This is a genomic window from Nocardia sp. NPDC004568 (assembly GCF_040609955.1).
Taxonomy (GTDB): Bacteria; Actinomycetota; Actinomycetes; order Mycobacteriales; family Mycobacteriaceae; genus Nocardia.
Window position 1 is genome coordinate 19,596 of the sequence record NZ_JBEXLL010000065.1, and the last position, 23,863, is coordinate 43,458.

The 23,863-nt window shown below is 69.1% G+C and carries 27 protein-coding genes; 11 read left to right on the plus strand and 16 right to left on the minus strand.

The features are described from left to right. Positions 1-17 precede the first annotated feature (17 nt). The 3 genes from ABZV91_RS24830 to ABZV91_RS24840 form a co-directional block, all read right to left on the minus strand. Positions 18-1,397 (minus strand): prolyl oligopeptidase family serine peptidase, encoded by a 1,380-nt coding sequence (locus ABZV91_RS24830; protein WP_355246163.1) that lies wholly within the window; start codon positions 1,395-1,397, stop codon positions 18-20. A 6-nt stretch (positions 1,398-1,403) separates the two neighbouring features. Further along, a complete protein-coding gene (locus ABZV91_RS24835; protein ID WP_355246166.1) occupies positions 1,404-1,985 on the minus strand; it encodes a helix-turn-helix domain-containing protein in 582 nt (193 codons plus the stop codon). A 419-nt stretch (positions 1,986-2,404) separates the two neighbouring features. After that, a complete protein-coding gene (locus ABZV91_RS24840) occupies positions 2,405-3,154 on the minus strand; it encodes an NAD(P)H oxidoreductase (RefSeq protein ID WP_355246169.1) in 750 nt (249 codons plus the stop codon). A 73-nt stretch (positions 3,155-3,227) separates the two neighbouring features. Here ABZV91_RS24840 and ABZV91_RS24845 point away from each other — a divergent pair, with 73 nt between their 5' ends. Together ABZV91_RS24845 and ABZV91_RS24850 are read left to right on the plus strand one after the other, a co-directional pair. Then, positions 3,228-4,163 carry an AraC family transcriptional regulator gene (locus tag ABZV91_RS24845; protein WP_355246172.1) on the plus strand — a complete coding sequence of 312 codons (936 nt, stop codon included), beginning with the start codon at positions 3,228-3,230 and terminating at the stop codon, positions 4,161-4,163. 84 nt (positions 4,164-4,247) lie between these two features. After that, positions 4,248-4,679: a hypothetical protein gene (locus ABZV91_RS24850; protein WP_355246175.1), complete on the plus strand. Its 432-nt coding sequence runs from the start codon at positions 4,248-4,250 to the stop codon at positions 4,677-4,679. A gap of 167 nt (positions 4,680-4,846) precedes the next feature. Here the strand turns inward: ABZV91_RS24850 and ABZV91_RS24855 are convergent, their stop codons facing one another. The 3 genes from ABZV91_RS24855 to ABZV91_RS24865 all read right to left on the minus strand — a co-directional run bounded on the left by ABZV91_RS24855 (position 4,847) and on the right by ABZV91_RS24865 (position 7,288). Beyond that, the gene (locus tag ABZV91_RS24855) at positions 4,847-5,872 is read right to left on the minus strand and encodes an alpha/beta hydrolase family protein (protein WP_355246178.1); all 1,026 of its coding nucleotides are present in this window, start codon (positions 5,870-5,872) and stop codon (positions 4,847-4,849) included. A gap of 271 nt (positions 5,873-6,143) precedes the next feature. Further along, positions 6,144-6,683 (minus strand): carboxymuconolactone decarboxylase family protein, encoded by a 540-nt coding sequence (locus ABZV91_RS24860; protein ID WP_355246180.1) that lies wholly within the window; start codon positions 6,681-6,683, stop codon positions 6,144-6,146. 17 nt (positions 6,684-6,700) lie between these two features. After that, the gene (locus ABZV91_RS24865; RefSeq protein WP_355246183.1) at positions 6,701-7,288 is read right to left on the minus strand and encodes a peroxiredoxin; all 588 of its coding nucleotides are present in this window, start codon (positions 7,286-7,288) and stop codon (positions 6,701-6,703) included. Between the two features lie 131 nt (positions 7,289-7,419). Here ABZV91_RS24865 and ABZV91_RS24870 point away from each other — a divergent pair, with 131 nt between their 5' ends. Together ABZV91_RS24870 and ABZV91_RS24875 are read left to right on the plus strand one after the other, a co-directional pair. Further along, complete coding sequence (locus ABZV91_RS24870) at positions 7,420-8,328, plus strand: hydrogen peroxide-inducible genes activator (protein WP_355246185.1); 909 nt, start codon at positions 7,420-7,422, stop codon at positions 8,326-8,328. A 349-nt stretch (positions 8,329-8,677) separates the two neighbouring features. Next, complete coding sequence (locus tag ABZV91_RS24875) at positions 8,678-9,286, plus strand: LysE family translocator (protein WP_355246188.1); 609 nt, start codon at positions 8,678-8,680, stop codon at positions 9,284-9,286. Here the strand turns inward: ABZV91_RS24875 and ABZV91_RS24880 are convergent. Both ABZV91_RS24880 and ABZV91_RS24885 read right to left on the minus strand, forming a co-directional pair. Next, on the minus strand, positions 9,195-9,539 hold the full coding sequence (locus ABZV91_RS24880) for a CAP domain-containing protein (protein ID WP_355246233.1): 345 nt from the start codon (positions 9,537-9,539) through the stop codon (positions 9,195-9,197). The genes ABZV91_RS24875 and ABZV91_RS24880 overlap by 92 nt on opposite strands. Positions 9,540-9,568: 29 nt before the next feature. Next, positions 9,569-11,011: an MFS transporter gene (locus tag ABZV91_RS24885; RefSeq protein WP_355246191.1), complete on the minus strand. Its 1,443-nt coding sequence runs from the start codon at positions 11,009-11,011 to the stop codon at positions 9,569-9,571. A 100-nt stretch (positions 11,012-11,111) separates the two neighbouring features. Here ABZV91_RS24885 and ABZV91_RS24890 point away from each other — a divergent pair, with 100 nt between their 5' ends. Beyond that, positions 11,112-11,501: a MarR family transcriptional regulator gene (locus ABZV91_RS24890; protein ID WP_039828319.1), complete on the plus strand. Its 390-nt coding sequence runs from the start codon at positions 11,112-11,114 to the stop codon at positions 11,499-11,501. 181 nt (positions 11,502-11,682) lie between these two features. Here the strand turns inward: ABZV91_RS24890 and ABZV91_RS24895 are convergent, their stop codons facing one another. Continuing rightward, positions 11,683-12,573: a LysR family transcriptional regulator gene (locus ABZV91_RS24895; RefSeq protein ID WP_355246194.1), complete on the minus strand. Its 891-nt coding sequence runs from the start codon at positions 12,571-12,573 to the stop codon at positions 11,683-11,685. Positions 12,574-12,652: 79 nt separating this feature from the next. Between ABZV91_RS24895 and ABZV91_RS24900 the strand changes: the two genes are divergently transcribed. The 4 genes from ABZV91_RS24900 (at position 12,653) to ABZV91_RS24915 (ending at position 16,069) form a co-directional block, all read left to right on the plus strand. Further along, positions 12,653-13,603 (plus strand): EamA family transporter, encoded by a 951-nt coding sequence (locus ABZV91_RS24900; protein WP_355246197.1) that lies wholly within the window; start codon positions 12,653-12,655, stop codon positions 13,601-13,603. Continuing rightward, the gene (locus tag ABZV91_RS24905) at positions 13,600-14,232 is read left to right on the plus strand and encodes an NAD(P)H-binding protein (protein WP_355246200.1); all 633 of its coding nucleotides are present in this window, start codon (positions 13,600-13,602) and stop codon (positions 14,230-14,232) included. The genes ABZV91_RS24900 and ABZV91_RS24905 overlap by 4 nt, the downstream gene beginning before the upstream one ends. Positions 14,233-14,249: 17 nt before the next feature. After that, positions 14,250-15,170, plus strand: a complete 921-nt coding sequence (locus tag ABZV91_RS24910) for a superoxide dismutase (RefSeq protein ID WP_355246203.1) — start codon at positions 14,250-14,252, stop codon at positions 15,168-15,170. A gap of 107 nt (positions 15,171-15,277) precedes the next feature. Beyond that, positions 15,278-16,069, plus strand: coding sequence for a metalloregulator ArsR/SmtB family transcription factor (locus ABZV91_RS24915; RefSeq protein ID WP_355246207.1), 792 nt, complete (start codon positions 15,278-15,280; stop codon positions 16,067-16,069). A 25-nt stretch (positions 16,070-16,094) separates the two neighbouring features. On the opposite strand, the gene ABZV91_RS24920 is transcribed toward ABZV91_RS24915, so the two are convergent. After that, complete coding sequence (locus ABZV91_RS24920) at positions 16,095-16,706, minus strand: TetR/AcrR family transcriptional regulator (RefSeq protein WP_355246209.1); 612 nt, start codon at positions 16,704-16,706, stop codon at positions 16,095-16,097. Between the two features lie 76 nt (positions 16,707-16,782). Between ABZV91_RS24920 and ABZV91_RS24925 the strand changes: the two genes are divergently transcribed. Then, positions 16,783-17,556, plus strand: a complete 774-nt coding sequence (locus ABZV91_RS24925; protein ID WP_355246212.1) for a nuclear transport factor 2 family protein — start codon at positions 16,783-16,785, stop codon at positions 17,554-17,556. 7 nt (positions 17,557-17,563) lie between these two features. Here the strand turns inward: ABZV91_RS24925 and ABZV91_RS24930 are convergent, their stop codons facing one another. The 6 genes from ABZV91_RS24930 to sucB all read right to left on the minus strand — a co-directional run bounded on the left by ABZV91_RS24930 (position 17,564) and on the right by sucB (position 23,035). After that, the gene (locus tag ABZV91_RS24930) at positions 17,564-17,851 is read right to left on the minus strand and encodes an antibiotic biosynthesis monooxygenase (protein ID WP_355246215.1); all 288 of its coding nucleotides are present in this window, start codon (positions 17,849-17,851) and stop codon (positions 17,564-17,566) included. A 123-nt stretch (positions 17,852-17,974) separates the two neighbouring features. Then, positions 17,975-19,072, minus strand: a complete 1,098-nt coding sequence (gene lipA, locus ABZV91_RS24935; protein WP_355246217.1) for a lipoyl synthase — start codon at positions 19,070-19,072, stop codon at positions 17,975-17,977. Then, positions 19,069-19,848, minus strand: a complete 780-nt coding sequence (gene lipB, locus ABZV91_RS24940; protein WP_355246220.1) for a lipoyl(octanoyl) transferase LipB — start codon at positions 19,846-19,848, stop codon at positions 19,069-19,071. The genes lipA and lipB overlap by 4 nt, the downstream gene beginning before the upstream one ends. Next, on the minus strand, positions 19,845-20,369 hold the full coding sequence (locus ABZV91_RS24945) for an N-acetyltransferase family protein (RefSeq protein WP_355246222.1): 525 nt from the start codon (positions 20,367-20,369) through the stop codon (positions 19,845-19,847). Before ABZV91_RS24945 ends, lipB begins: the two co-directional genes overlap by 4 nt. Then, positions 20,366-21,256, minus strand: a complete 891-nt coding sequence (locus ABZV91_RS24950) for a TIGR01777 family oxidoreductase (RefSeq protein WP_355246225.1) — start codon at positions 21,254-21,256, stop codon at positions 20,366-20,368. The genes ABZV91_RS24945 and ABZV91_RS24950 overlap by 4 nt, the downstream gene beginning before the upstream one ends. A 12-nt stretch (positions 21,257-21,268) precedes the next feature. Then, positions 21,269-23,035: a 2-oxoglutarate dehydrogenase, E2 component, dihydrolipoamide succinyltransferase gene (gene sucB, locus ABZV91_RS24955; protein ID WP_355246228.1), complete on the minus strand. Its 1,767-nt coding sequence runs from the start codon at positions 23,033-23,035 to the stop codon at positions 21,269-21,271. Positions 23,036-23,290: 255 nt separating this feature from the next. Here sucB and ABZV91_RS24960 point away from each other — a divergent pair, with 255 nt between their 5' ends. Further along, positions 23,291-23,644, plus strand: a complete 354-nt coding sequence (locus ABZV91_RS24960; RefSeq protein ID WP_355246236.1) for an oxidoreductase — start codon at positions 23,291-23,293, stop codon at positions 23,642-23,644. Positions 23,645-23,863 lie beyond the last annotated feature (219 nt).

Here is a 23,863-nt window from a genome sequence, read left to right on the forward strand (position 1 = left end):
CCAGGGGTGCGATGTGGTCACGGAAGTAGCAAGCCCCAGTAGATCGCCCAGAGCACGAACCCTGTTCCGCCGACGACCGATAACGTCCATCGCATCCACGCCCCCTTCGACATTCCGGCCGGTGCGCGGGGTGCGCGGACAATCAGGTAGCCCAGCGCGACCACGGCACACACGGCGACGCTCTGCAGCACCAGCCACGGCAGGGTGCGTCCGAACAGCAAGGGGCCGAAGGAGGTGGCGCGGGAGGTGAGGATATAGCCGAGCTGGACGACCGCGCCGACCATGCCGATCACCGCCGTCGAGATGAGTATTCGCGCGGGTCGTCGGTCCGGTAGCTGCCAGGCCCGGACCGCGCCGGTCAGCGCGTAGCCGCCGAACGCGAGCACGATCCCCGCCAGTAACAGCAGGTTGGCGAGAGCCGATTCCCACCGGGCCAACGCGTCGAGTTCCCGCACCGGATGTCCCTGCACCGCGGGCGGATCCACTCGCGGGACGGCAGCCGAGCCGGGCAGCCCGGTGATCCACTCACTCATGAGTTCCCCGTATCCCGGCGCCAGTCCGGGCAGCTTGTCGAAGCCGTCGGTGGTCGGTTGCCCGCCGTGCTGGGCGCCGGCCAGCGTGACCAGTGTGTAGTTCTCCTTCCCTGCCCGGTCGAACGCGGCCCGGAAACCGCGCAGGCTGTCGCCCGGAGGGGTCAGCCGGTCCTTGTCACCCCAGATGGCGAGGACCGGCTGCGCGATCTGTTCCAGCACCGGAATCGGATCGTAGTCGGCCTGTGCGAACAGTCCGGCGCCGACGAGCTGCCGGATCCCGTTGCGTGCCAATGTATCGATCATCGAACCGCGCACGCCCGCCGCGCCGAACCTGGTCTCGTTCGCCCATGCCTGCTGGGCGGCCGGCGCGCCCGAGTTCGCGCCGATCGTGATCAGGAATGCCGCGTCGGCCGACCGTGAAGCGGCCAGCGGTGCGACCCAGCCGCCCTCGGACAACCCCCACAGACCCACCCGGGCGGGGTCGACTTCCGGCCGGCTCCGCAAAGCCGCGAGACCGGCCAGCGCGTCGTCGGCGAGCAGCGAATAGTCGCGGTGTGCCGGGGTGTATCCCTCAGTGCGCTTGCTGTAGGTCAGCGCCACGATGCCCGCGCGGGCGAAGGCGGCGGCGGTGAGGTCGTAGTGGGTACTGCGGCCGTCTCCCGAACCGTGGACCAGCACGACGCCCGGACGGCCGGTGGCGCCGGGCGGCGCGTGGACGGTGCCGGTGGTCGTGGTGCCGTCGCCGCGAGTGAATGTGATACCCACCGCGGTGGTGTCGTCCTGGGCGTGGGCCTGCGGTATCCCGCAGCAGGCAGCGGCGAGCACGGTGGCGAACAGTGCGATACGTCGAACGATCGAGAACATGGTGGGCTACTCCGCCGAGGTGCTGCCGGGCGCCGGGAAGGCGAGGAAACGGGTCAGCACGCGGCGGGTGCCGGGCCGGCCCTGCCGATGGGTCGCTTGGAAACGTTTGAGCAGTGCCAGGTAGTCCTCGAAGAATTCCTCGATTTCCGCGGGCGTCGCATAGACCGCACCGCGCGAGAAGGGCAGGATTTCGGCCCACTCGCCCAGCTCGGTCCGTTGCGCCTCGTACTGCCGGAACATCTCGATGTCCTCGGCGAGGTGCTGCGCGAACAGTCCCTCCAGGAGTTCGCGTACCTCCGGTGACTGTTCGCGGTCCATTCGGTATCGCAGATCCTTGGGCGGCGAACGCCACCACCGCTCTTTCCCCTTGGCCAGTTCCAGGGCCTCCTCGATGAATCCGTGTTCGGCCAGCTGTCGCAGGTGATAGCTGGTAGCGCCGGTGTTCTCCCCGAGCAGAGCGGCGAGCGCGGTGGAGGTCGACGGGCCGTTCTCGGCGAGGGCGCGCAGGATGCGCTGGCGCAGCGGGTGCGCCAGCGCGCGCAGCGCGGCCGGATCGGTGATTTCTCTGGGCGGTATGTCAGCGGGCACGATCACAGAATATCCTTTGCAAACAAACTTCTGCAAAGGTTTCTTTGCAACTCTTGCCGCCGGTCCGCTCGCTCGGCTCCGGCGGGCGGCTGAACGGGGCATGGGCGACTGGCCGGCGAGTCGGTGAGGGAGCAGGGCGCTGGGCTGCGAGTGGGTCGATAGTCGCCGAGGGCTTCCGATTCCGCGATGGCCGGGTGTTCGGGGCGACAGTGGCGGGCGGGCGGCGAACCGGCGATATGGCCGATGTCTCCTGTTGTCTGGCGTTCGTACGGCCGTGGTGGATGTAGTCGGAGAAACTGTCGCGGATCCGCCCATTCTATCCCGATCCGTAACGCCCGCGCGCCCGGGTTCGCGTCCAGGCGGAGGAACCCGGCCCGGTGCACGAGTGCGTGCGTACGCCGGGCGGGAACCTGTACCGGTCAGGCGGGGACCCGGACGCCGACCAGGAAATCATCGACGAAGCGCCGGGCCCGGTCCTCCAGCGCCGCGTAGTGGGCGTCGCGTACCGCGCCGGTGAGTGCCTCGTCGAGCAGCAGATTGCCGTCGGCGTCCACCCGTTGCCGTTTCTCCTCCGCGCCGGGGAGCAAGCCCACCGACGATTCGGTCAGGCCGCAGTAGTACGCGATGCCATCGTTGAGCTGCATGCCGAGCGACTGCTGCATGAGGTCGACGACGCTGTCGTCGTCGGCCGCGCCGGCCAGACCGAGCCACAGCATCCGTTTGCCCGCGAGCCGGGGTTTGCTGCGGCCGTAGGCGAATCCGTAGTTCCAGACGCGGTCGATCCAGCCTTTGAGGATCGCCGGGACCTGCACCCAGTACACCGGGAACACCGCGACGATGACGTCGGCGGCGAGGATGCGCCGCATATGGTTTTCGACCTCGGGAGAGTAGGTCTTCTCCCGGTTTCCCCACTCCGGAAGGTCGGCGGCGTTCATCCGGGGGTCGAAGTTCTCGGCGTGCAGGTCGAGGAGGTCGATGCGGTAACCGGCCGCGGTGAGTCGCTGGGCGGCCAGGTCGGCGATATGGGCGGTGAGCGAGTCGCGGCGCGGGTGGGCGACGACGACGAGGGCGGTGCGGGTGGTCGTGGCGTCGTCGATCGTGGTGTGCGACACGGGGTCCTCCATCTCGATCCGGTTCTTCGGATGCTCGGTTGTGCGGTCTGCTCTCATTCCACCTGGCATTCGGTGGACGATCTATGGGTAAAGATCTACATCTGATAGGAGTTCGTCTACCCTCGATCGGGTGGATCCATTGAGCACACTGCTGAGCGGCATCCGTGCCGAAGGTGCCGTACTCACCAACGCGGTCCTGGAAGCACCGTGGAGTATCCGGTTCGCCGACCGCGCACCGCTCACCATGATCACCGTGCTGCGCGGCGGGGGCGCGCTGCTGCTGCCCGACGGGACCGAACGCCGGATCGTGGCCGGAGACACCGCGATAGTGCGGGGTCCGGAACCGTTTCTCTTCGCCGATCACGCGGACACGGTGGGCCTGCCCCACGAAGAGTACGAGATCGCCTGTTTCGCACCCGACGCCAAATGCGATGCCGCGCTGGACGACGGCCGCTGGGGTGACGGCCCGGCCGGCGAGACCGCGCTGATCGTCGGTGCCTACCGGGCGTCGGGCCGGCGACACGAACGCTTGCTGCGCGCGGTGCCGCCGGTACTTGTGGTCTCCGACGATGTCGAGGTGTGCGCGTGGATGGAATCGGTCGCCACGGATGCGGTGCGCCGGCCGGCGGGCGCGCAGGCGATGATGGACCGGCTGCTCGACTGGGCGCTGGTGTGCACGCTGCGCGATTGGTTCGACGGGCAGGACGCGGGCGCGCCGGGCTGGTATCGCGGGCCGGCCGATCCGGTGGTGGGGCCGGCGTTGGAGGCGATGCACGGAAAGCCCGCCGCGGGGTGGACGGTCGCGTCGCTGGCTTCGGAAGCGGGGGTTTCGCGGGCGTTGTTCGCGCGGCGGTTCTCCGAGGTCATGGGGCAGTCGCCGCTGGCGTATCTCACCGAATGCCGGATGGATGAGGCGGAAGAACTGCTCGCCGATCGCAGTCTGACGGTGGCGCAGGTGGCGAAGGCCGTGGGCTACGCGGACGCGTTCGGTTTCAGTGCCGCGTTCAAACGGCACCGGGGTATCCGGCCGAGCGATTTTCGTGCCTCCGCCGAACTCGGAGCGTGAGCCGCCTCCAGCGCCCGATCGGCGGGCGGCGGCCGGATGTGGGAGGGTCGGAGGGGTCCTACCGAAGATGACGAAAGGTTCGATATGCACAGCAATATCCGACATTTCGGCTTCGCCGCGGTGCTGAGCGTTCTGGGGGTCGCGGCAGCGTACGCGGCACCGGGTGCGGGCGCGGCCGTGACCGGAGTGGATGTGGCCGCCGGACCGGAGGGGCTGCGGTCCGGATGCGCGTATACGGTGACCGCGACCGTCGACGCGCCACCCTCCGAGGCGGGCGAGGTCACCATCATCAACAGCGGTGGCGCGGTTCCGGGTAATGGAGAACGCCTGGGCCGGGCCGTCTACCACCCGGAGAACGGGACGGCGACCTTCGAATGGACGCCGAAATACACGGGCCGTCAGAACATCACCGCACAGCAGTTCACCCCGGGGCAGTACACCTCCGCGAAGTACATCGAGGTCGATGTGCGGGGGCCGGGGCTCGACGCCGGTAGTTCGTGTCTGCCACTGCCGTAGGCATTTTCACGCACTGCCGCCGCTGAGCGGTCTGCCCGGGCCGGGACCGGCTCGAGGCCCCCGCGGATGGCATTGTGCTGCCGACGCGGCCGGCGCCGAGCCGAGGTATTGCCCAGTGACCGGCGGTGAGCGCGGCTCGGGCGGCGCTCACCGCCGACGCCGAAGACCTAGCCGATCCCGATCGACTGTGCCAGGAACGGCCAGGAGGTGCGCAGATCGTCCTCCCAGTAACCCCAGGAATGCGTGCCGACCGGCCGATCGTCCAGCGTCACCGGGATGTTCAGCTCACGCAGCCGGTTCGTCAGGTTCACCGTGCAGTACCGGATCGCCGCCTCGATCGGTCCGCCGAACGCGAGCTGCACCGGCAAGGGGATCCGGCCCTCCCGCACCCGGCGATCGAACGGCGTGTCGTGCGGGGCCGCCGGAATACCGCTGCCTGTACTGAGATAGATCCGGGTGCCGCGCAGCCCTTCCGCGTTCACCAGCGGATCGTTGGCGCGCCACAGCGGCCCGTTCGCCGGACCCCACATGTTCTCGACGCTCTGCCCGCCACCCCACAGTTCCACGGTGAGCCGGACGAATTCGTGGCCGACGGGGTCGGAGGTCTGGGCGCATCCGCTGTAGGAGGCCACGCTCTTCCAGAAGCCGGGCTTGGCGATGGCCAAATTCAGCACGGAGGTGCCGCTCATGGATACACCCGCCAGCGCCCGGTTGCCATTCGATCCGAGGTACTTCTCGATCACGGGCGGTAGTTCCTCGTTGAGGAAGGTCTGCCATTTGTTCCGGCCGAGGGCGGCGTCGTCGCGGATCCAGTCGGTGTAATAGGAGTTGGCGCCGCCGTACGGAGTCACGACGTCGACGTCCTTACCGCTCAGGAATTCGAAGGCATCGGTCTGCTTGTCCCAGCCGCTCTCGTTGGGACCGCCACCGGAACCGTTGAGCAGATACAGCGTCGGCCGGGGCCGCGACGTATCGGCCGCGCGAACGACCTGTATCGGGATCGGCCTGTTCATCGCGGGGGAGAAGACCGTGACGGTCTGCTGCCGATCGGTCACGTTCTCGGCCGAGACTACGTGCGCCGCCTCGGGTGCCGCGGCGGCGGGGCTCGCGGTCCCCGCCAACCCGGCCGCGGCCAGCGCGCCCGCCAGTCCCCAGCGCAATGCGCTCGTCCGTGTCCATCGCCGTGCATTCACAGTCGCGAACCTCTCGTGTCGTCGGCCGAGGTCTCGGGGCCTCGGCGCCTGGAACGGCATCGGGAGGGAGTTCGCGTGGGTCCTGCGTTCGGTTTGGTGAGGGACTCAACTTTTCCGGAGCCGACGGTGCGCTGGGGGTATCGCACCCGGCTTCTCCGGGTCGTCCGGCGCGCCGTCCCAAGAGACCGGCGACGCGAAAAGCCGGGGTGCCGAGGAGATTCCTCGCCACCCCGGCTCCGGGTCGTGCGGTCCGCCCGGCCGGGCGAACGGGTCAGACCGCGGCCGTCGCCAGGGCCTCGGTGGCCTGCACGGCCTGTCCGACTCCCGCCACGATCGCCGCGGCGCGCAGCGCCTCGAAGATCACCTCGCGCGAGACACCCGCCTCACGCAGGGTGTGCTCGTGTGCTTCCAGGCAGTGCTGGCAGCCGTTGATCGAGGAGACCGCGAACGACCAGAGTTCGAAATCGGCCTTGTCGACACCGGGAGCGCCGATGATCTGCATGCGCAGACCGGCCCGCAGATCGTCGTACTTACCGTCCAGAAACGCCTTGCCCCGGTAGAAGACATTGTTCATGCCCATGATCGAGGCGGCGCCCAGCGCGGCGTTGTAGGCCTCGGCGGACAGCACGTCGGCCGCTTCCTGCGCGATCTCCCGCAGAGTGGCCGTGGACCTGGTCGCGGCGGCCGCGGCCAGCAGGGTGCCCCACAGCTGCTGCTCGTTGAGTACCGTCGTCCGCGAGATGGACGACAGGTTGAGTTTGAGGTCCTTGGCGTACTCGGGTAGCGAGTTCTTCAGGTTGTCGATGCTCACCGGTTCTCCTTCCGCTCTCAGACGCTCGCGGCCAGCAGCTCGCGCGCGTCGATGGTCGGGTCGCCCTTCTTCCAGTTGCAGGCGCACAGCTCGTCGGACTGCAGCGCGTCCAGGACGCGCAGCACCTCGTCGACATTGCGGCCGACCGACCCCGCGGTCACCGAGACGAACTGGATCTCGTTGTTCGGGTCGACGATGAAGGTGGCGCGATCGGCGACACCGTCGGCGTTGAGAACGCCGGTGGCGGTGGCCAGTTCGCGCTTGAGGTCGGACAGGATCGGGAAGGGCAGCGTCTTCAGGTCCTCGTGCTGGGCCCGCCACTGGAAGTGCACGAATTCGTTGTCGACCGACGCGCCGAGCACCTGGGCGTCACGGTCGGCGAACTCCTCGTTCAGCTTGCCGAACGCGGCGATCTCGGTCGGGCACACGAAGGTGAAATCCTTCGGCCAGAAGAATACGATCCGCCACTTGCCCGCGTGATCGGCGCTGGTGATCCGGGTGAAATAGTCATCCGGCTGCTGAGCGTCGACCTTGGACAAGTCACCACCGATCACCGCGGTGAGGTCGTAGGCGGGGAACTGGTCGCCGATGGTCAGCAGGGGCATGCCCGAAACTCCTTCTCGTATACGTGGTACCGGTCTGGTCGATTTCCAGCCGGTAAGGCGAAAGCTCGTAAGTAATCTTGCCGAACGACCGGCAAAAGGCAAAAGTGATGAGTGGCACTAGACTCATAGGCGTGCCCGATCAGTCTTATCAGCCCACCCTGTCACAGCTGCGTGCGTTCGTAGCGGTCGCCGAATACCGGCACTTCGGCACCGCCGCGGCCCGGCTCGAGGTGAGCCAGCCCACGTTGTCGCAGGCGTTGGCCTCACTGGAGAGCGGGCTCGGACTGCAGCTCATCGAGCGCAGTACCCGACGCGTCCTGGTGACCGCGGTCGGCGCGCGGCTGCTCCCCGCCGCCACGGCCACCCTGGAAGCCGCGGACCGTTTCGTGGCCTCGGCGACCGGGGACGTCCTCGCCGGCGTACTCCGTATCGGGATCATTCCGACCGCGGCCCCCTACATACTCCCCGCCCTGCTACCCACCCTGCACCGCAAACTCCCCGCGCTGGCCCCGCAGGTGATCGAGGACAAAACGGCTCGCCTCATCGATGAGCTGCGCGCCGGAGTGCTCGACGTCGCGGTGCTCGCCCTGCCCGCGGAGGCGGCGGGGCTGGTCGAGATACCGCTCTACACCGAGGAATTCGTTCTGGTTGTCCCCGCCGGCCACCCGCTGGCCGGTCGAACCGATATCGAACCCGCCGCGCTGGGCGCACTACCGATGCTGCTGCTCGACGAGGGCCACTGTCTGCGGGATCAGACCCTCGAACTGTGCCGTTCCACGGACGTCCATCCCGGCGGAGCCGGGGACACCCGCGCGGCTTCGCTGTCCACGGTGGTCCAGTGTGTGGCCGGCGGGCTCGGGATCACCCTCGTCCCGGAGATGGCGGTCACGGCCGAGACCGGCCGCGGCGCACTCGATACCGCACGGTTCGCGAATCCGGCGCCGGGGCGCACCCTCGGCCTGGTCTTCCGTGCGTCCAGCGGCCGGGCCGACGACTACGCCTACCTCGCCGAGATCATCCGCACCCAGCGGCCGTTCTGACCACTCGGGCGACCACGCTCTAGGCTCGGGCCGGTGGCGGAGTTCTGGCGCGACGACGCGTTCCCTCATCTCGAGAGCAGGCGGGCGTGCCGCACCGTGTCGTGCTACAAACCGCACTCGCACGACGCGGTATCCATCGGCGCAGTCGACGAGGGCGCAGTGTGTTCACCGGCGCGTCCGACGGTCCCGTGCCGCTCACGGCGAAGAGCCTCGTGGTGATTCCCGCTCACCGAGTCCACGCGTGCAACCCCGTGGAGGGCCGGTGGAGCTATCAGATGCTCCATGTGGACCAGGCGTGGCTCGGTCCCTATCCGCCGAGCACAGAGGAAGCAGAAATCAATTCGCTGCCGTGGCCGGAGCCCACTTCCTCGCCCTGCTGTCGCCGGGCCCCGATTTCTTCCTGGTCGCGCACTCGTCGATGACCAGAGGATGGCGTCGCGCGACCGGAGCGTGTGCGGGCATCGCGGCCGCGAACGCCGTCTTCATCGCGACAGCGTTCGCGGGCCTGTCGATCCTGCGGCCGGGCGCCATCGGGTTCACCGTTGTGCAGATCGCGGGCGCCGGATTCCTGCTGTACCTCGGCATACGGTTTCTGCGCGCGGCCGGCGCCGCCCCGCTCGAGCCGGCACCGGCCGGCGAAACCGTTCGCCGTACAGGCGGCTGGTGGCAACTTGCCGCGATGGGGTTCGGATCGGCCGCGCTCAACCCCAAGAACGCCCTTTTCTATGCGGGTCTCGCCGCTGTGCTGGTTGCCGGGACGCGCCCGGGACAACTCGTCGCCTATGGCATGTGGATGTTCGCCGTTGTGCTGATCTGGGACCTGCTCGTCGCTGTCCTCATCGGCAACCGTGTCGTCCTGACCCGATTCACCCGAGCGCTTCCGGCACTCGAACGCGCGTCCGGCGTGGCGCTGATCGTGCTGGGCTTCGGCGTTCTGCTGACGGCGACGATCCATTGAGCACCGCCCGGTCGACGGTGACGTTCTCCCCGCCGCCGGCGTACGGGTTCTCCCCGTATCTCCCGCCGGCCTGCGAGTGGGTGAACCCGCAGCGGTGCGCCCACTGCTGTGTTTCCGCCGCGAGCGTGGCGTCCCACTGCGGCGGCGCGGCGCCGTAGTCGGCGCGATGCTGGTTGTGCAGGGCCGGCGCCCGGTCGGCGAATGCGTCCGCGTGTGCCGCAACAGCTGCGCGCCGAGAACGGGGCCGCCGAATCGGCGACCCCGTTCTCGATACGGAAACCGTTACGCCAGTTCGGCGACCGGCTGTTTGCGCGCCAGCAGCGCCGTCGCCGAGGCCAGCAGACCGACCACCGCCACCGCGGTGACCAGGTAGAGCCCGGGCCGGTAACCGTCGATGCCGCCCGTGGCCGCACCGCTGATCAGCCCCGTGGCGATGGCGAGGACCACCGCGCCGCCGATCTGGAACGAGGTCTGCACGAGACCGGAGGCCAGGCCCTGCTCGTGGTCGGCGATACCTTCGGTGGCCTGCGACATGACCGCGGAGAAGCCGAGCGCGAAGCCGAGGCCGAGCAGCAGGAAGGCGGGCAGGTAGTCGACCGCGTAGACGGGGTCGGGGCTGCCGCCGCGGGTCAGGAACCAGAGGTAGCCGGCGACGAACGAGGTGAGCGCGGCCAGGATCATCGGGCCGGTGCCGAAGCGGTCGATGAGCTTACCGGCCATCGGGGACAGGATGGCGACGATGATGCCGGTGGGCGCCATGGCCAGCGCCATCTGCAGGGGCTCCCACTGCAGGGTGTTCTGCAGGTACAGCGAGACGATGGTCTGGAAGCTGAGGTAGGAGCCGAAGATGGCCAGGGCCGCGAGGTTGGCCCGCACGATCGACTTCACCCGGAAGATGCTGAGCCGCACCAGCGGGTGGCTCACCCGCTTCTCCGTCACGAAGAACGCGCTGAGCAGTCCGACCGCCAGTACGGTCGTCGCGACGACGGTGGCCGTGAAACCGGTTTCCGGGGCGGTGACGATGGTGTAGACCGCCGCGAGCATACCGCCGGTCAGCAGGGCGGCGCCGGTGAAATCGATCCGGCCCTCCTCTTTTTCGCTGTTGCGCGGCACCACGAAGTAGGCCGCGACGATGACCGCGGCGACGACCACCACGGGCATGTAGAAGGTGAGCCGCCAATCGATACCGGTCAGCAGGCCCGAGACGATCAGGCCGGAGGCGTATCCGGTGGCGCCGAAGATGGTGAAGATGGACAGTGCCCGGTTGCGGTCCGGGCCCTCTTTGAACGTGGTGGTGATGATCGAGAGGGCGGCCGGGGCGGTGAAGGCGGCGGCCACGCCCTTGACGATCCGGGTCGCGATCAGCAGCCAGCCGGCGTCGACGAGTCCGCCGACGAGCGAGGCGATCCCGAAGACCACCAGGGCGGTCAGGAACACCTGGCGGCGGCCGAGCAGGTCGGCCGCGCGTCCGCCCAGGAGGAGCAGGCCGCCGTAGCCGAGGATGTAGCCGTTGACGATCCATTGCAGGGCGGAGGTGTCGAGGCCCAGGTCGTGGCCGATGGAGGGGAGTGCCACGCCGACCATGGAGACGTCGAGCGCGTCGAGGAACATCGCCAGTCCGGCGACGAACAGGATCGCCCACAGCTTCGGTCCCCAGCGGCCGGCGGCCGGTGCGGCAGACGTTGCGGCGGCGAGGTTCTGCGGGGTTGGTGCGGTGAGGGTCACCCGAGAGAACTTAGATGCGCGAGCATTGAATGTCAACGCATGTAATGCCGTGGCATGTAATGCATGGGCATAAAATGACTTGACATGCTAATCTCGGGTCATGTACCACGACTCCGACAACGATGTCTGCGCGAAGTGGTCCGAAACGCTGCGTCGCTACCACGTCACCTCCTGCGAACTCGAGAACGCGCTGCAGGCACGGCATCGGCTCGGGCTCAGCGAATTCGAGTTACTGCAGGTCCTGGGCGGGCGCTGCGGTGCGGAGCAGGCGGAGAAGGTCAAGATGAAGGACATCGAGGCCGAGATGTACCTGAGTCAGAGCGCGCTCTCGCGCACGGTGACCCGGCTGGAGAAGGCGGGGCTGGTGGAGCGTGCGGCCTGTGATTTCGATCGCCGCGCGAATTTCCTGGCGCTCACCGCCGAGGGCCGCGTCCGGCTGGAGGACGCGCGCCCGACCCACCAGGAAGTGCTGCGCAAGCACCTGGTCTGACGGCCGGGTCCCGGCCACGGCGGGACGGAGGGCGGCCGATCGGCGTCGCTGACGCGTTCGAGCGCGGCACCGCGGGCCGGCCGCCGGAGCCGCGCGCTGTCCGCGGGCTCGAATACCGAGGCGTTCGACATCGGGCGAGGCGACCGCCTGTCGGCCGACCCTCGGGTGCTGCGGGCAGGTGTCACCTGCTGCTGTCCGGCGGGTCGGGAACATCGAGAATCGCGAGGAACGCCGCGGCCGCGGGGGTTCGCGAGAGGCTGTTCCAGACGAGGTACTCCACCCGGGCGGGGGCGTCGGAGACCTCGACGGTGGCGATGCCGGTGAGCTGCGGAACGTAGGCGGAAGGCAGCATGGCCACGCCAAGGTCCTGTTCGACGAGACGGGCGATGTACTCGGCGGAGGACACCTCGAAGGCGACCTCACGGTCTATCCCGGCCGCGGCGAAGGCCTGGTCCGATTGCGCGCGTCCGGCCGTCCCGGCCGGCAGGTCGACGAAGGTTTCGGTGGCCAGGCGTGCCAGGTCCACCGAGGCCTCGCCGGCGAGCGGATGTTCGGGGGCGACCACGGCGACGAGACGATCCCGGCGGAGTTCATGGGCGGTCACGCCGTGTGGTCGCGCGGTGGTCGGAAGTCCGAGAAAGGCGATATCGAGCGCGTTCTCGCGGACCTGGTCGGTGAGTTCGTCGCTCGCGCCCACTCGCAGACTGATCCGGACATGGGGGTAGCGGCGGCGGAAATCGCGCAGCGCGGCGGGCAGATCGACCCCGGTGACGGAGGGGATCAGGCCGACGGCGAGCCGGCCGCGCACCTCGCCCACCGCGGCGGCGGCCGCGGCGGCGGCACGTTCGGCGGCCTCCAGACATTGGCGCGCGGCGGGTAGGAACGCGACACCCGCGGGCGTCAGCCGGACTCGGCGGCTGGTGCGTTCGAACAGTCTCGCGCCGAGTTCGCGTTCCAGCCGGGCGATCTGGTGACTGAGCGCGGACTGGACGACCAGGCAGCGCTGGGCGGCCCGGGTGAAGTTGTTCGTCTCGGCGACGGCCAGCACATAGCGCAGCTGTTGCAGTTCCATGGATCAATCTTATATCGAGATCGATCGAGTGACAAACATGTGTTGGACTCATCAATGTACGCGGGGTGAAACTTCCAGAGTGAAAAGTCCAGTTGCACAGGAGGTCCCCGCGGGGGTCGGGGGACCCCGCCGGGGCGATCTGCCCCGGACCGCGCTCACCGCGTTCGCGCCGGTCGCCTGGGGTACGACCTATATCGTCACGACCGAACTGCTCCCACCGGGGCATCCGCTGTTCGCGGGTCTGCTGCGCGCACTGCCGGCCGGACTGATCGCGCTCGCGATCACCCGGACCCTGCCGCGTGGTGTGTGGTGGGGCAGGGCCGCGGTACTCGGGATCCTCAATATCGGTCTGCTGTTCCCGCTGCTGTTCGTGGCGGCCGAACGGCTTCCCGGCGGAGTCGCCGCCACGCTGGCGGCCGCGCAACCGCTGGTCGTCGCGGTACTGTCGGTGGCCGTACTGCACGAGAGCCCGTCGGGATGGCGGATGACCTGGGGTGCCGTTGGATTCGCGGGGGTCGCTCTGGTGGTGCTCGGACCGGCCGCGGCCTTCGACCCCGTCGGGGTGATTGCCGGACTGGGCGGCGCGGCCTCGATGGCACTGGGTCTGACGCTCACCAAACGCTGGGGCCGGCCCACCGGGGTGGGGCCTACTGCCTTCGCCGGCTGGCAGCTCACGGCGGGTGGGCTGTTCCTGGCGCCGCTCACGGTTCTGGTCGAGGGGCCGCCGCCGGCGATCGGCCTGTCCGCTGCCCTCGGATATCTCTGGCTCGGTCTGTTCGGCGGACTCATCGCCTATGTGCTGTGGTTCCGCGGTGTCACCGCATTGCCGGTGAACTCCGTGGCGATCCTCACGCTGCTCTCGCCGCTGGTCGCCGCCGTTCTCGGTGCCGTCCTGCTCGGCCAGACACTCGGCCCGGTCCAGTTGACGGGCTTCGGGCTCTCGCTGGCGGCGATCGTCGCGGGCCAGCTGCCCGCACCCGTCCGGCGGCGCGGCGCCGTGGTCGCCGTGGCGAAGGAGATGTCGCGATGAAGATCGTCGTGGTGGGAGCCGCCGGGATGGTCGGTTCCCGGGTTGTCGCCGAAGCCGCGCAGCGGGGGCATGAACCGCTGGCCGTCTACCGCACCGGGCAGCCGTCCGGCCTGCCGTCCGGGGTGGTCGCCGTGCGGGGTGACGCCGACGACCGCACGCGGATGAGTGAGCTGTTCAGCGGTACCGACGCCGTGGTGGGCGCGACGCGTGCTCCCGCCGGCCGGGAACACACCGTAGCCGCGAGTACGACCGCGCTGCTCGACGCGGCGAAGGGGAGCGGGGTGCGCATTCTCGTGGTGGGCGGTGCCGCGCCGTTGTGGAATCCGCGAGACCCCGGCCGGCTCGTCCTCGACAGCCCGGAGTACGTGCCCGAGTCGATTCGGGCCGTCGCGCAAGCGAGTGTCACGCAGCTGGAGGTGTGCCGCGCGCATCCGGCCGACTGGGTCTACCTGAGCCCGCCCGCCCTGCTCCGGCCCGGATTACGTACGGGAAGTTACCGGCGCGGCACCACCACACTCGTCGCCGACGCGGCCGGACTCTCGGAGATCTCCGCCGAAGACCTCGCGGTCGCCGTTCTGGACGAACTCGAGAATGCCGGTGGTGACCGGCAGTTCACTGTCGGCTATTGACGGGCCGGAGGTATCGGATGCGCTGTGTGTTCGGTCTCGCGACGGCTCTGGTGATCCTCTGCGCCGCGTGCGCCGGGGCCGGGCCGGCCGCCGGCATCCGGTTCCCGGACGTCATCGGACTACCGGCCGGATTCGCGCCGGAGGGTATCGCGATCGGGTCCCGCCCTGTCGCCTACCTCGGATCACGGTTGGACGGGACCATCTACCGGGTGGATCTGGCGACCGGCGCTGGTGCTGTGCTCAGCCCCGGCCCGGGCACACCGTCGCTCGGCCTCGCGGTCGACGGCGACCGGCTCTTCGTCGCGGGCGGGGCGGCGGCGGATGCGCGCGTCATCGATATCGGAGCCGGGTCGGTGTCGGCGACCTACCGCCTGGGCTCCGCGGATTCGTTCGTCAACGATGTGGTGCTCACGCCCGCGGGCGCGTGGTTCACCGATTCCCATCTGCCGGTGCTGTACCACCTTCCCTTCGGTCCCGGCGGCTCGTTGCCGCGGGAGTCGGAGGTGGTGCGGTTACCGCTGACCGGCGCGATCGAGTACGTGGCGGAGGCGATCAACGCCAACGGCATAGTGCGCACACCGGACGGTGCCGGGCTGATCATCGTGCAGTCGGTGACCGGTCTGCTGTTTCGCGTGGATCCGATGACCGGCGCGACGAAGCGAATCGCTCTGGGGACGGAGTCGGTGCCATCCGGGGACGGGTTGCTCTGGTACGAGGGCGGATTGCTGGTCGTACAGAACCGGCTCGGCACCGTCGCCCGGGTCCGGCTCGACGGAGCGGCCGAGCGCGGCACCCTCGAGCGTCGCTACCGGGACCCCCGCTTCGATGTGCCCACCACGATCGCGGCGTTCGCGGACCGTCTCTATCTGCCCAACGCGCGATTCACCACGATCCCCGGCCCGAGTACGGCCTACGACGTGGTCGCGATCGGCCGGTGATTTCCACGGCCGGGTGATCGGCGCACGCCGGGTGCGGCCCTCCGCTTGACATGCCACCAATTGGTTGCCTATTTTTAAAAGGCAACCAATTGGTTGCGGGAGGTGAGATGGACGACGTGTTCAAGGCGCTGGCCGACTCCAGCCGCAGACAGCTGCTGGACCGGCTGCACGCGCGCAACGGGCAGAGCCTGGGCGAACTCGGCGACGGTCTGGGAATGACCCGCCAGGCGGTGACCAAGCATCTGTCCGTGCTGGTCGAGGCCGGAGTGGTGACCACCGTGCGGGACGGCCGGCGGCGGTTGCACTATCTCAACCCCGTACCCATCAACGAGATCGCGCAGCGCTGGATCGGCAAATACGACCGGGGCCGGCTCATCGCCCTCGACGATCTGAAACGAGCACTGGAGGAACCCGTGAGCGCACCGCAATTCGTCTACGTGACCTATATCCGGACCACCGACCGGAAACTGTGGCAGGCCCTGACCGATCCGGCCTTCACGCAGCGCTACTGGGGTGCGACGTTCGAGAGCGATTGGCGGCCCGGCTCGCCCATGGTGTGGCACGAACAGGGCTGGACCAGTAGCGATCCCGAGCAGGTGGTGCTGGAGTCCGAACCGTACACGCGACTGTCCTACGCGTGGCACACGTTCGATCCGGCATTCGCCGACGCGTTCGGCATGGACCCGGACACGGTCGAGGCCTGGGGCCGCGAAGTGCGCTCGAAGGTCACCTTCGAGCTCGAGGTGCAGGGCGAAGTGGTGAAACTGACCGTCGTGCACGATGGTTTCCAGCCAGGTAGCGGAGTGCTGGAGGGGATCAGCTCGGGGTGGCCCGGGATCCTCGCGGGGCTCAAGACATTGCTCGAGACCGGCGAGACCTTGCCGCAGCCCGTCGGCTGATCCGCGCGGGCGGTCCGTCCGCGGATCAGGCGCGGGCCAGCGACAGTACGACAGCGGTGGCGGTGTCGACGAGCAGATCCCGGGGGACCGGGAGGAGGCCGTCGATCCAATCCACGTAGAGGGCGACCAGGGCGCCACCCAGGGCGGTGCCGACAACGGCGAGCGTCTCCTCGTTGTCGGGCAGTAACGCCCCGACCTCCGCGCCCAGCGCCGGGACCACGGTGCGGAGGAAGGCCGGGAGCCGACCGGCGCTGTGCGCGCGCAGGGTGTCGTCGGTGAGTGGTTCCCGGAGCAGGACCCTGGCCCGGCGCGGGTCCTCCTCGAAGTAGGTGGCGCAGATCCGCAGTGCCGCACGGACCGTCGTGTGCGGGTCGCCGCCGGGATCGACCGTGCTCAACTGTGTCAGCAGCTCGGTTTCCAGGCGGTCGTAGACGGCGACGAGCAGGGCCCGGCGGTCCGCGAAGCTCTCGTAGAAATAGCGGGGGCTCAGATTCGCCAGCCGGGTCACCGCCCGCATCGTGACGGCGGCCGAACCGTCGGTGCCGAGCAAGGCGAAACCGACGTCCACGAGTTGCTCGCGCCGTTCCGCGGATCTGGCGTCCAGCGTCCGGCCGCGCCACAGCCTGGGTGCGTTCACCGATTCATCCTCGCATCGGGTTTCCAGGTCGTGATTGACATCACCTGATTCAACATAAATCATACGATACAAGTTGATGTTCGACCGCGACCCCGGGTCGCGCTCGTCGAAAGGCCGTGCCGTGTTCAGTGACGAACAGTTCCAGCAAGCCCTACGCCGACCCCGCCTCGCCCGGCCGGCTCCCGAATACCTCGACGCGAACCGCGCGGTGCCCATCCGGGTGATCCCGGAACCGGAACTACAGGCCACCACCGAGAAGTGGTTCGTCGAATTCGATCGGAAACTGGAGCTCTACAGCCGGCTCGGTCAGGATCTGTCCTGGCTCATGGAGTGGGCGAAGAAGTATTGGTGGAGCTTCCTGGTGCGCGATATGAGCCTCAACCACGAGCTGTACGCGCCCGACGTCCGCTACACCGACGTGACCACCTTCGGGCGCACCATCGTCGGCATCGACGAATTCGTGAAATACAATTTCGCCTTCTTCGACGCCATCCCGGACTGGCGCTACGACCCGCTGCCCGGCCAGGTCTACCTCGACGTCACTCCGGAGGGACGGGTGCGGGTCGTCATCCGCTACATCGGCAGCGGCCACTGGGACGGACCGCTACGCCTCTACCCCTACGACAGCAGCGCCCCCGTGCTCCACGGCAACGGTCGCTTCATCCAATGCCCGGCGGTCGACCGTTATCACTTCGACGCCGAAGGGCTGATGGAGGAGGGCGAAACCCTCTACGACGCCTTCGATGTCACCCAGCGCGGCGGGATCCTCCCGCGCGACGACAGCTGGCAGTTCAAGGCGCTCATGTCGGCCTCGAAGATCCCGGCGCTCCTGCAGCGACTGAAGTTCTAGCCGTCGCTCAGGTCAGCGAACGGATTTCGGCGATCTCGTACTCGGCCACCGAAGCGTCGCGAATCGCCGCATCCTGCCCGTCGCCGGTGCCCGAGCCGCGAAACGCCTCCACCGATCCCCGGTCCGTCCAGCACTCGAAGATATTGATGCGCGCGGGATCGGTGAGATCGGGGCTCAGCGCGAAATCCGGACAGCCCGGCGTCGAGCGGGCCCGGTCGACCACCTCGACGCATCCGTCGAGATAGGCGGCGCGGGCCGGTGGATCGACGACGAGATGTCCGGCGACGATGAGCATGCGGGATCTCCCTGGGTTTCCGATGGTGTCACCGTTGAGATTCCTCGACCAGTGCCACTTCGGGCAACCCGCCGGCGGGTGTTCCGATCCGTCGGGAGTACCGGCGAATCGGAGCGGAAAGCCTCAGACCCGCGACCCGAACCGCGCCAGGACGGCGCTGGCCTCCTGGGTGGCGGTGCCCTCGGTGGCCAGGTGCGCCATGGCTTCCGGGATGGGGCGGCCGTGGTGGGCCATGGCCTGGGCGTACAACCGGCCCGCGCGGTAGGAGGAACGGACCAGCGGGCCCGCCATCACTCCGGCGAAACCGATCTCCTCGGCGACCTTCGAATGTTCCACGAACTCCTCGGGTTTCACCCAGCGGTCCACCGGATGGTGGCGCGGCGAGGGGCGCAGATACTGGGTGATGGTGAGGATGTCGCAACCCGCCTCGTGCAGGTCGCGCATGGCCTGGGTGACCTCGTCGGGGGTTTCGCCCATACCGAGGATCAGGTTGGACTTGGTGACCAGACCGTCGGCGCGGGCCGCGGTGAGGACCTCCAGGGACCGTTCGTAGCGGAACGCGGGGCGGATCCGCTTGAAGACCCGGGGCACGGTCTCCAGGTTGTGCGCCAGCACCTCGGGGCGGGAGGAGAAGACTTCGGCGAGCTGATCGGGCTTCGCGTTGAAATCGGGGATGAGCAGTTCGACGCCGGTGGCCGGGTTGAGTTTCTTGATGGCGCGCACGGTTTCGGCGTAGAGCCAGGCGCCGCCGTCCTCGAGGTCGTCGCGGGCGACGCCGGTGATGGTGGAGTAGCGCAGGCCCATCGCCTGTACGCTCTCGGCGACCCGGCGGGGCTCGTCACGGTCCAGCGGGGAGGGTTTGCCGGTGTCGATCTGGCAGAAATCGCAGCGCCGGGTGCACTGTTCGCCGCCGATGAGGAAGGTGGCCTCGCGGTCCTCCCAGCATTCGAAGATATTGGGGCAGCCCGCTTCCTCACAGACCGTGTGCAGACCCTCGCGTTTCACCAGGCCTTTGAGCTCGGTGTATTCCGGGCCCATGGTGGCGCGGGTGCGGATCCAGCCGGGTTTGCGTTCGATCGGGGTCTCGGCGTTGCGGGCCTCGATGCGCAGCAGTTTGCGGCCGGCGGGGGCTTGGGCGGAGGTCGTGCTGCGTCCACTGGGCGTGAGCGAGGGCCCTCCGTGGTTACGCTGCGCTGCCGCCTCCGGGCCTGACTCGCTCATGCTGTTGCACCTTTCGGATCGCGTGCCGCGGTGGCGGCGGCGGGGTCCGCGTCGGCCGGGGTGGCGGCCCGCGGGATATCGTGCTCGGTGACCGGTATCCCACCGTCGAGCGCGGCCGGAATGTTCTCGGCGATATGCGGCGTGACCTCGGCGACGGTGACCTCGCGGCCGAGTTCCTGGCTCAGGCTGGTCGAACCCACATCGCGGATACCGCAGGCGACGATGGCGCCGAACGCGCCCAGATCGGCATCGCAGTTCAGCGAGATGCCGTGCAGGGTGACCCCGCGCTGCACTCGGATCCCGATGGAGGCGATCTTGCGCTCGGGCAGCATCCCGGACTCGGGCAGCCAGACGCCGGAGCGCCCGGGCACCCGGCCGCATTCGACACCGAGATCGGTGACGGTCCGGATCAGGGCCTGTTCGAGGCGCCGGACGTAGTCGACCACGTCGATCGGTTCGGCGAGCCGGATGATGGGGTAGCCGACGAGCTGTCCCGGGCCGTGCCAGGTGATCTTGCCACCCCGGTCCACATCGATCACGGGACTGCCGTCGGTGGGCCGATCGGCCTCCTCGGTACGGCGGCCCGCGGTGTAGACGGGGGGGTGTTCCAGGAGGAGCAAGGTGTCGGTGCCGGCGCCGTCCGCTCGGCGGGCGGCGAGTTCACGCTGCAGATCCCACGCCTGCTGATAGTCGATGAGACCCAGTTCACGCACGTCGACGGGGGTGCTGTCGTAGCGAGCCGACCGGGTTGCGGTGCGGGTGTTGTTCACCTTCATGACGTTACGCTCATCTCCAGGGTGAGCTGCATCAGCGTCAGATCCATCCAGCGGCCGAACTTGCGGCCCACCTCCGGAAGCACGCCCACCGTGCGGAAACCGAATCGTTCGTGCAGGGCGATCGAACCGGTATTGCCGGACTCGATGGCCGCGACCATGGCGTGGATGTCACCGGCCTGCTCGGCACGAGCGATCAGCTCGGCCAGCAGGGTGGCACCGATACCGCGGCGCTGGAATCGGTCGGCGATATAGACGGAGTTCTCCACGGTGTGGCGATAGCCGGACTTCGGCCGCCACGGCCCGTAGCTGGCGTAACCGGCGAGTGCCCCGCCGACTTCGGCGACCAGCACGGGGCGGCCGTGCTCGGTGCGGTTGCGGAACCAGGCGATGCGCTCGTCGAGGGCCACGGGTTCGTCGTCCCAGATGGCGGTGGTCTCGGCGATGGCGCGGTTGTGGATCTCCAGGATCGCGGGCAGATCCTCGGTCCGCGCCGCCCGGACCGAGATGACGCCGGCGGTCATCGGCCTACCGCGGCGGCCAGAGCCGCGCCGACGGTGGCGTGCCGGAACTCGTAACCGGTTTCCTCGAGTACCCGCGGCAGCGCGCGCGGACTGTGCAGGATCGCTTCCTCCGCGAACTCGCCGACCACCAGGCGCAGCGCGATACCCGGGACGAACAGCGGTGTCGGCCGATTCAGGGCCTTGCCGAGCGCGCGGGTGAACGCGGCATTGGTGACCGGGGCGGGGCCCACGGCATTGAGCGGGCCGCGGACCGATTCGTGGGTGAGCGCGTGCCGGATCGCGCCGATCTCGTCGTCGAGCGAAATCCACGGCTGGTACTGGCGGCCGCTGCCCAGCCGGCCGCCCAGACCCAGCAGGAACAGCGTCCGCAATTGCGGCAGCATGCCACCGGCCCCGGTGAGTACGACCGCGCTGCGCAGCAGCACTGTGCGGGTCCCCGCCTCGGTCGCGGCGTGTGTCGCGGCCTCCCAGTCACGACACAGCGTGGGCAGGAAACCGGTCCCCAGGGGTCCGCTCTCGTCCACCGCGCGCACACCGGTGTCACCGTAGTAGTGGACGCCGCTGGCATTGATCAGCGTCGGGACCCCGGCCCGGGCCACCGCCGTCGCGAGGACATCGGTGGGGGTGATCCGGCTGTCCCGGAGCAATTGCTTGTACGCGCCGGTCCAGCGTTTGTCGCCGATACCTGCCCCGCACAGGTTCACCACCGCGTCGACGCCGTCGAGGATCCGCGGGTCGAGTTCGCCCTGGGCGGGATCCCAGCGACGTTCGTCGGGTGCGGCGGCCGGTCGCCGGACCAGCCGGATCACCTGCTCCCCGTCGCGGCGCAACGCCGCGACGAGCGCGGTTCCGATCAGTCCGGACGAACCGGCCACCACAACCGACATGGTCGTCGTCCCTTACAGGCCGAGGTCGGCCTCGAACGCCGCCTCTTCCAGGCGGTGCCGGATGGTCGTGAGGAACCGGCCGGCATCCGCACCGTCGATGAGGCGGTGATCGTAGGTCAGCGGCAGGTAGCACATCGAGCGGACGCCGATGAACTCGCTCCCGGACTCGTCGGTGACCACGGTCGGGCGCTTCACGATGGCACCCGTACCCAGCATCGCCGCCTGCGGCGGGACCAGGATCGGGGTGTCGAACAGGGCACCCTGGCTGCCGATATTGGTGATGGTGAAGGTGCCGCCGGCCAGCTCGTCCGGCTTGAGTCCGCCGGTGCGGGCGCGGTTGGCGATATCGGCGATCGCCCGGGCCAGACCCGCCAGCGACAGGTCGCTGGCGTTGTGGATCACCGGGGACAGCAGACCCTGCTCGGTGTCCACCGCGATACCCAGGTGCACCGACGCGTGGTAGGTGATCTCCTTGCTGTTCGCGTCGTAGCTGGCATTGACATTCGGGTGCACCCCGAGCGCCTCCACCACGGCCTTGGCGAAGAAGGGCAGGAAGGTCAGGTTCACGCCCTCGCGCTTGGCGAAATCGGCCTTGGCCTGCTTACGCAACGCGGCGATCTTGGTGACGTCGGCCTCGTGTACCTGGGTGAGCTGCGCGGTGGTCTGCAGCGACTCCAGGGTCTTGGTCGCGGTGATCTGCCGGATCCGGTTGGCCTTCTGGGTGGTTCCGCGCAGGGCGGCCAGCGCGGGGCTGGGCGCGGCGGCCGCCTTGGCGGGTGCCGCGGCGGGCGCGGCGGCCGCCGGTGCCGCGGCGGCCGGAGCCTTCTTGGCCTCGGCGGCGGCGAGCACGTCCTGCTTGCGGATCCGGCCGCCGACACCGGAACCGGTGACCGACGCCAGGTCGACGCCGTTCTCCTCGGCCAGTTTGCGGACCAGCGGGGTGACGTACGGAGTGGCGCCGTTACCGGAAGCGGCGGGAGCCGGAGCCGGAGCGGCGGGAGCCGGAGCGGCAGCAGCGGGCGCGGGGGCCGGAGCCGGTGCGGGGGTCGGAGCCGGAGCGGGGGCCGGAGCCGGAGCGGGGGCCGGAGCCGGAGCGGGGGCGGGCGCGGGAGCCGGTTCGGGAGCGGGAGCCGGCGCCGGTGCGGGGGCCGAACCGCTCGCGGGAGCGCCGGAGCCGATCACACCGAGCTGACCGCCGACCTCGACCACATCGTCCTCGTTGGCGGTGATCTCCAGCAGGGTGCCCGCGACGGGGGACGGGATCTCGGTGTCGACCTTGTCGGTGGAGACCTCGAGCAGCGGCTCGTCGACCGCGACCTCGTCGCCGATCGCCTTGAGCCACCGGGTCACGGTGCCCTCGGTGACCGATTCGCCGAGCTCGGGCATCTTCACCGAGGTGCCGGAGGCCGCGGAGCCGGCGGCGGGAGCCTGGGCCGGGGCGGGCTCCGGTTCCGCGGGAGCCTGCTCGGTCTGCTCGGCGGGGGCGGACGTGGGTTCGGCGGCGGCCGGTTCGGGAGCCGGGGCGGGCGCGGGGGCCTCGCCGGCGTCACCGATGACACCCAGTTCGCCACCGACCTCGACGACATCGTCCTCATTGGCGACGATCTTCGTCAACACACCCGCCGCGGGGGACGGGATCTCGGTGTCGACCTTGTCGGTGGAGACCTCGAGCAGCGGCTCGTCGACCTCGACCGTGTCTCCTTCCTGCTTCAGCCACCGTGTCACCGTTCCCTCGGTGACGCTCTCACCAAGAGCGGGCATCTGGACGGAGAAGGCCATGTCCGTTGACTCCTCTAACTGCTCGACGGGTCTACAACAGTTCGTTCCGGTGGATCCCGTCGCGGGTCGCGGCGGTGTTCCAGCCGGCGTTCATTCTGCGCGGCGCCGGAGATCCGTGTGGTTGTTGTTCCGTCCACCATCCTTGCATTCGCCGCGCGACGCGTTTACCGGAGGGCATCCAATTTTGGTAGCCGGCACCATGGAATCACCGCCGGATCCGGCGGGATTCGGGTGGTCGGCAGGAGGTCGGCGGCAATGGGTTTGCTGGACCGTTTCCGTCGTGTCAGGGCCGGGCGCAGCGCAGTTTCCGGAGGTCGGGACGTGGAGACCCGCTCCCTGCGGGAGTGGGTGCGCACGCATGCCGGGGTCGAGGGATTCGTCGAACCCGAGACCACTGTGACAGATGTCACGGCGGTGTTGGTTGCCGCAGATGGTGAATGGACCCGGCGGGTCGTCGGCGAAGGCGGTGGCGGCCGCCTCGCCCGAGATCTGAACATCCCGGTGTACGACGTCGAGCGCACCGGATACCCGCAGCGTATGCGTGATTACGACGCGCTCCGGCGGATCGTGCGCAAGCGTGCCGGCGAGCGTGAACTCGGCGAGCCGTGAGCGCGCACCGTCGAAGGGACTCCGCAGGCGTGTCACCGCACGCTTCGGAGCGCCCGGGTGGCGTGGAGCAGCCCGGGTCCGGGCGATCCGGCGGCGGCTCGGCTGCCCGGAGGATCGGCGATATCCGGGACGACGAGAACCGGTGAGTCCGGAGCGCCCGGGCGAACGCTCGTGCACGCCGACGGTCGGCGGAATCACCGGCGTCGCGCCGCCGCGGGC

Excerpts from the sequence above, each read along its gene's own strand:
- ABZV91_RS24905 (WP_355246200.1), top strand. The coding sequence starts at position 13,600 with ATGAAGATCGTCGTGGTGGGAGCCGCCGGGATGGTCGGTTCCCGGGTT.
- ABZV91_RS24865 (WP_355246183.1), bottom strand. The coding sequence starts at position 7,288 with ATGCCCCTGCTGACCATCGGCGACCAGTTCCCCGCCTACGACCTCACC.
- ABZV91_RS24910 (WP_355246203.1), top strand. The coding sequence starts at position 14,250 with ATGCGCTGTGTGTTCGGTCTCGCGACGGCTCTGGTGATCCTCTGCGCC.
- ABZV91_RS24915 (WP_355246207.1), top strand. The coding sequence starts at position 15,278 with ATGGACGACGTGTTCAAGGCGCTGGCCGACTCCAGCCGCAGACAGCTG.
- ABZV91_RS24890 (WP_039828319.1), top strand. The coding sequence starts at position 11,112 with ATGTACCACGACTCCGACAACGATGTCTGCGCGAAGTGGTCCGAAACG.
- lipA (WP_355246217.1), bottom strand. The coding sequence starts at position 19,072 with ATGAGCGAGTCAGGCCCGGAGGCGGCAGCGCAGCGTAACCACGGAGGG.
- ABZV91_RS24930 (WP_355246215.1), bottom strand. The coding sequence starts at position 17,851 with ATGCTCATCGTCGCCGGACATCTCGTCGTCGATCCACCGGCCCGCGCC.
- ABZV91_RS24850 (WP_355246175.1), top strand. The coding sequence starts at position 4,248 with ATGCACAGCAATATCCGACATTTCGGCTTCGCCGCGGTGCTGAGCGTT.
- ABZV91_RS24830 (WP_355246163.1), bottom strand. The coding sequence starts at position 1,397 with ATGTTCTCGATCGTTCGACGTATCGCACTGTTCGCCACCGTGCTCGCC.
- ABZV91_RS24950 (WP_355246225.1), bottom strand. The coding sequence starts at position 21,256 with ATGTCGGTTGTGGTGGCCGGTTCGTCCGGACTGATCGGAACCGCGCTC.
- lipB (WP_355246220.1), bottom strand. The coding sequence starts at position 19,848 with ATGAAGGTGAACAACACCCGCACCGCAACCCGGTCGGCTCGCTACGAC.
- ABZV91_RS24960 (WP_355246236.1), top strand. The coding sequence starts at position 23,291 with ATGGGTTTGCTGGACCGTTTCCGTCGTGTCAGGGCCGGGCGCAGCGCA.
- ABZV91_RS24840 (WP_355246169.1), bottom strand. The coding sequence starts at position 3,154 with ATGAGAGCAGACCGCACAACCGAGCATCCGAAGAACCGGATCGAGATG.
- sucB (WP_355246228.1), bottom strand. The coding sequence starts at position 23,035 with ATGGCCTTCTCCGTCCAGATGCCCGCTCTTGGTGAGAGCGTCACCGAG.
- ABZV91_RS24925 (WP_355246212.1), top strand. The coding sequence starts at position 16,783 with ATGTTCGACCGCGACCCCGGGTCGCGCTCGTCGAAAGGCCGTGCCGTG.
- ABZV91_RS24895 (WP_355246194.1), bottom strand. The coding sequence starts at position 12,573 with ATGGAACTGCAACAGCTGCGCTATGTGCTGGCCGTCGCCGAGACGAAC.
- ABZV91_RS24945 (WP_355246222.1), bottom strand. The coding sequence starts at position 20,369 with ATGACCGCCGGCGTCATCTCGGTCCGGGCGGCGCGGACCGAGGATCTG.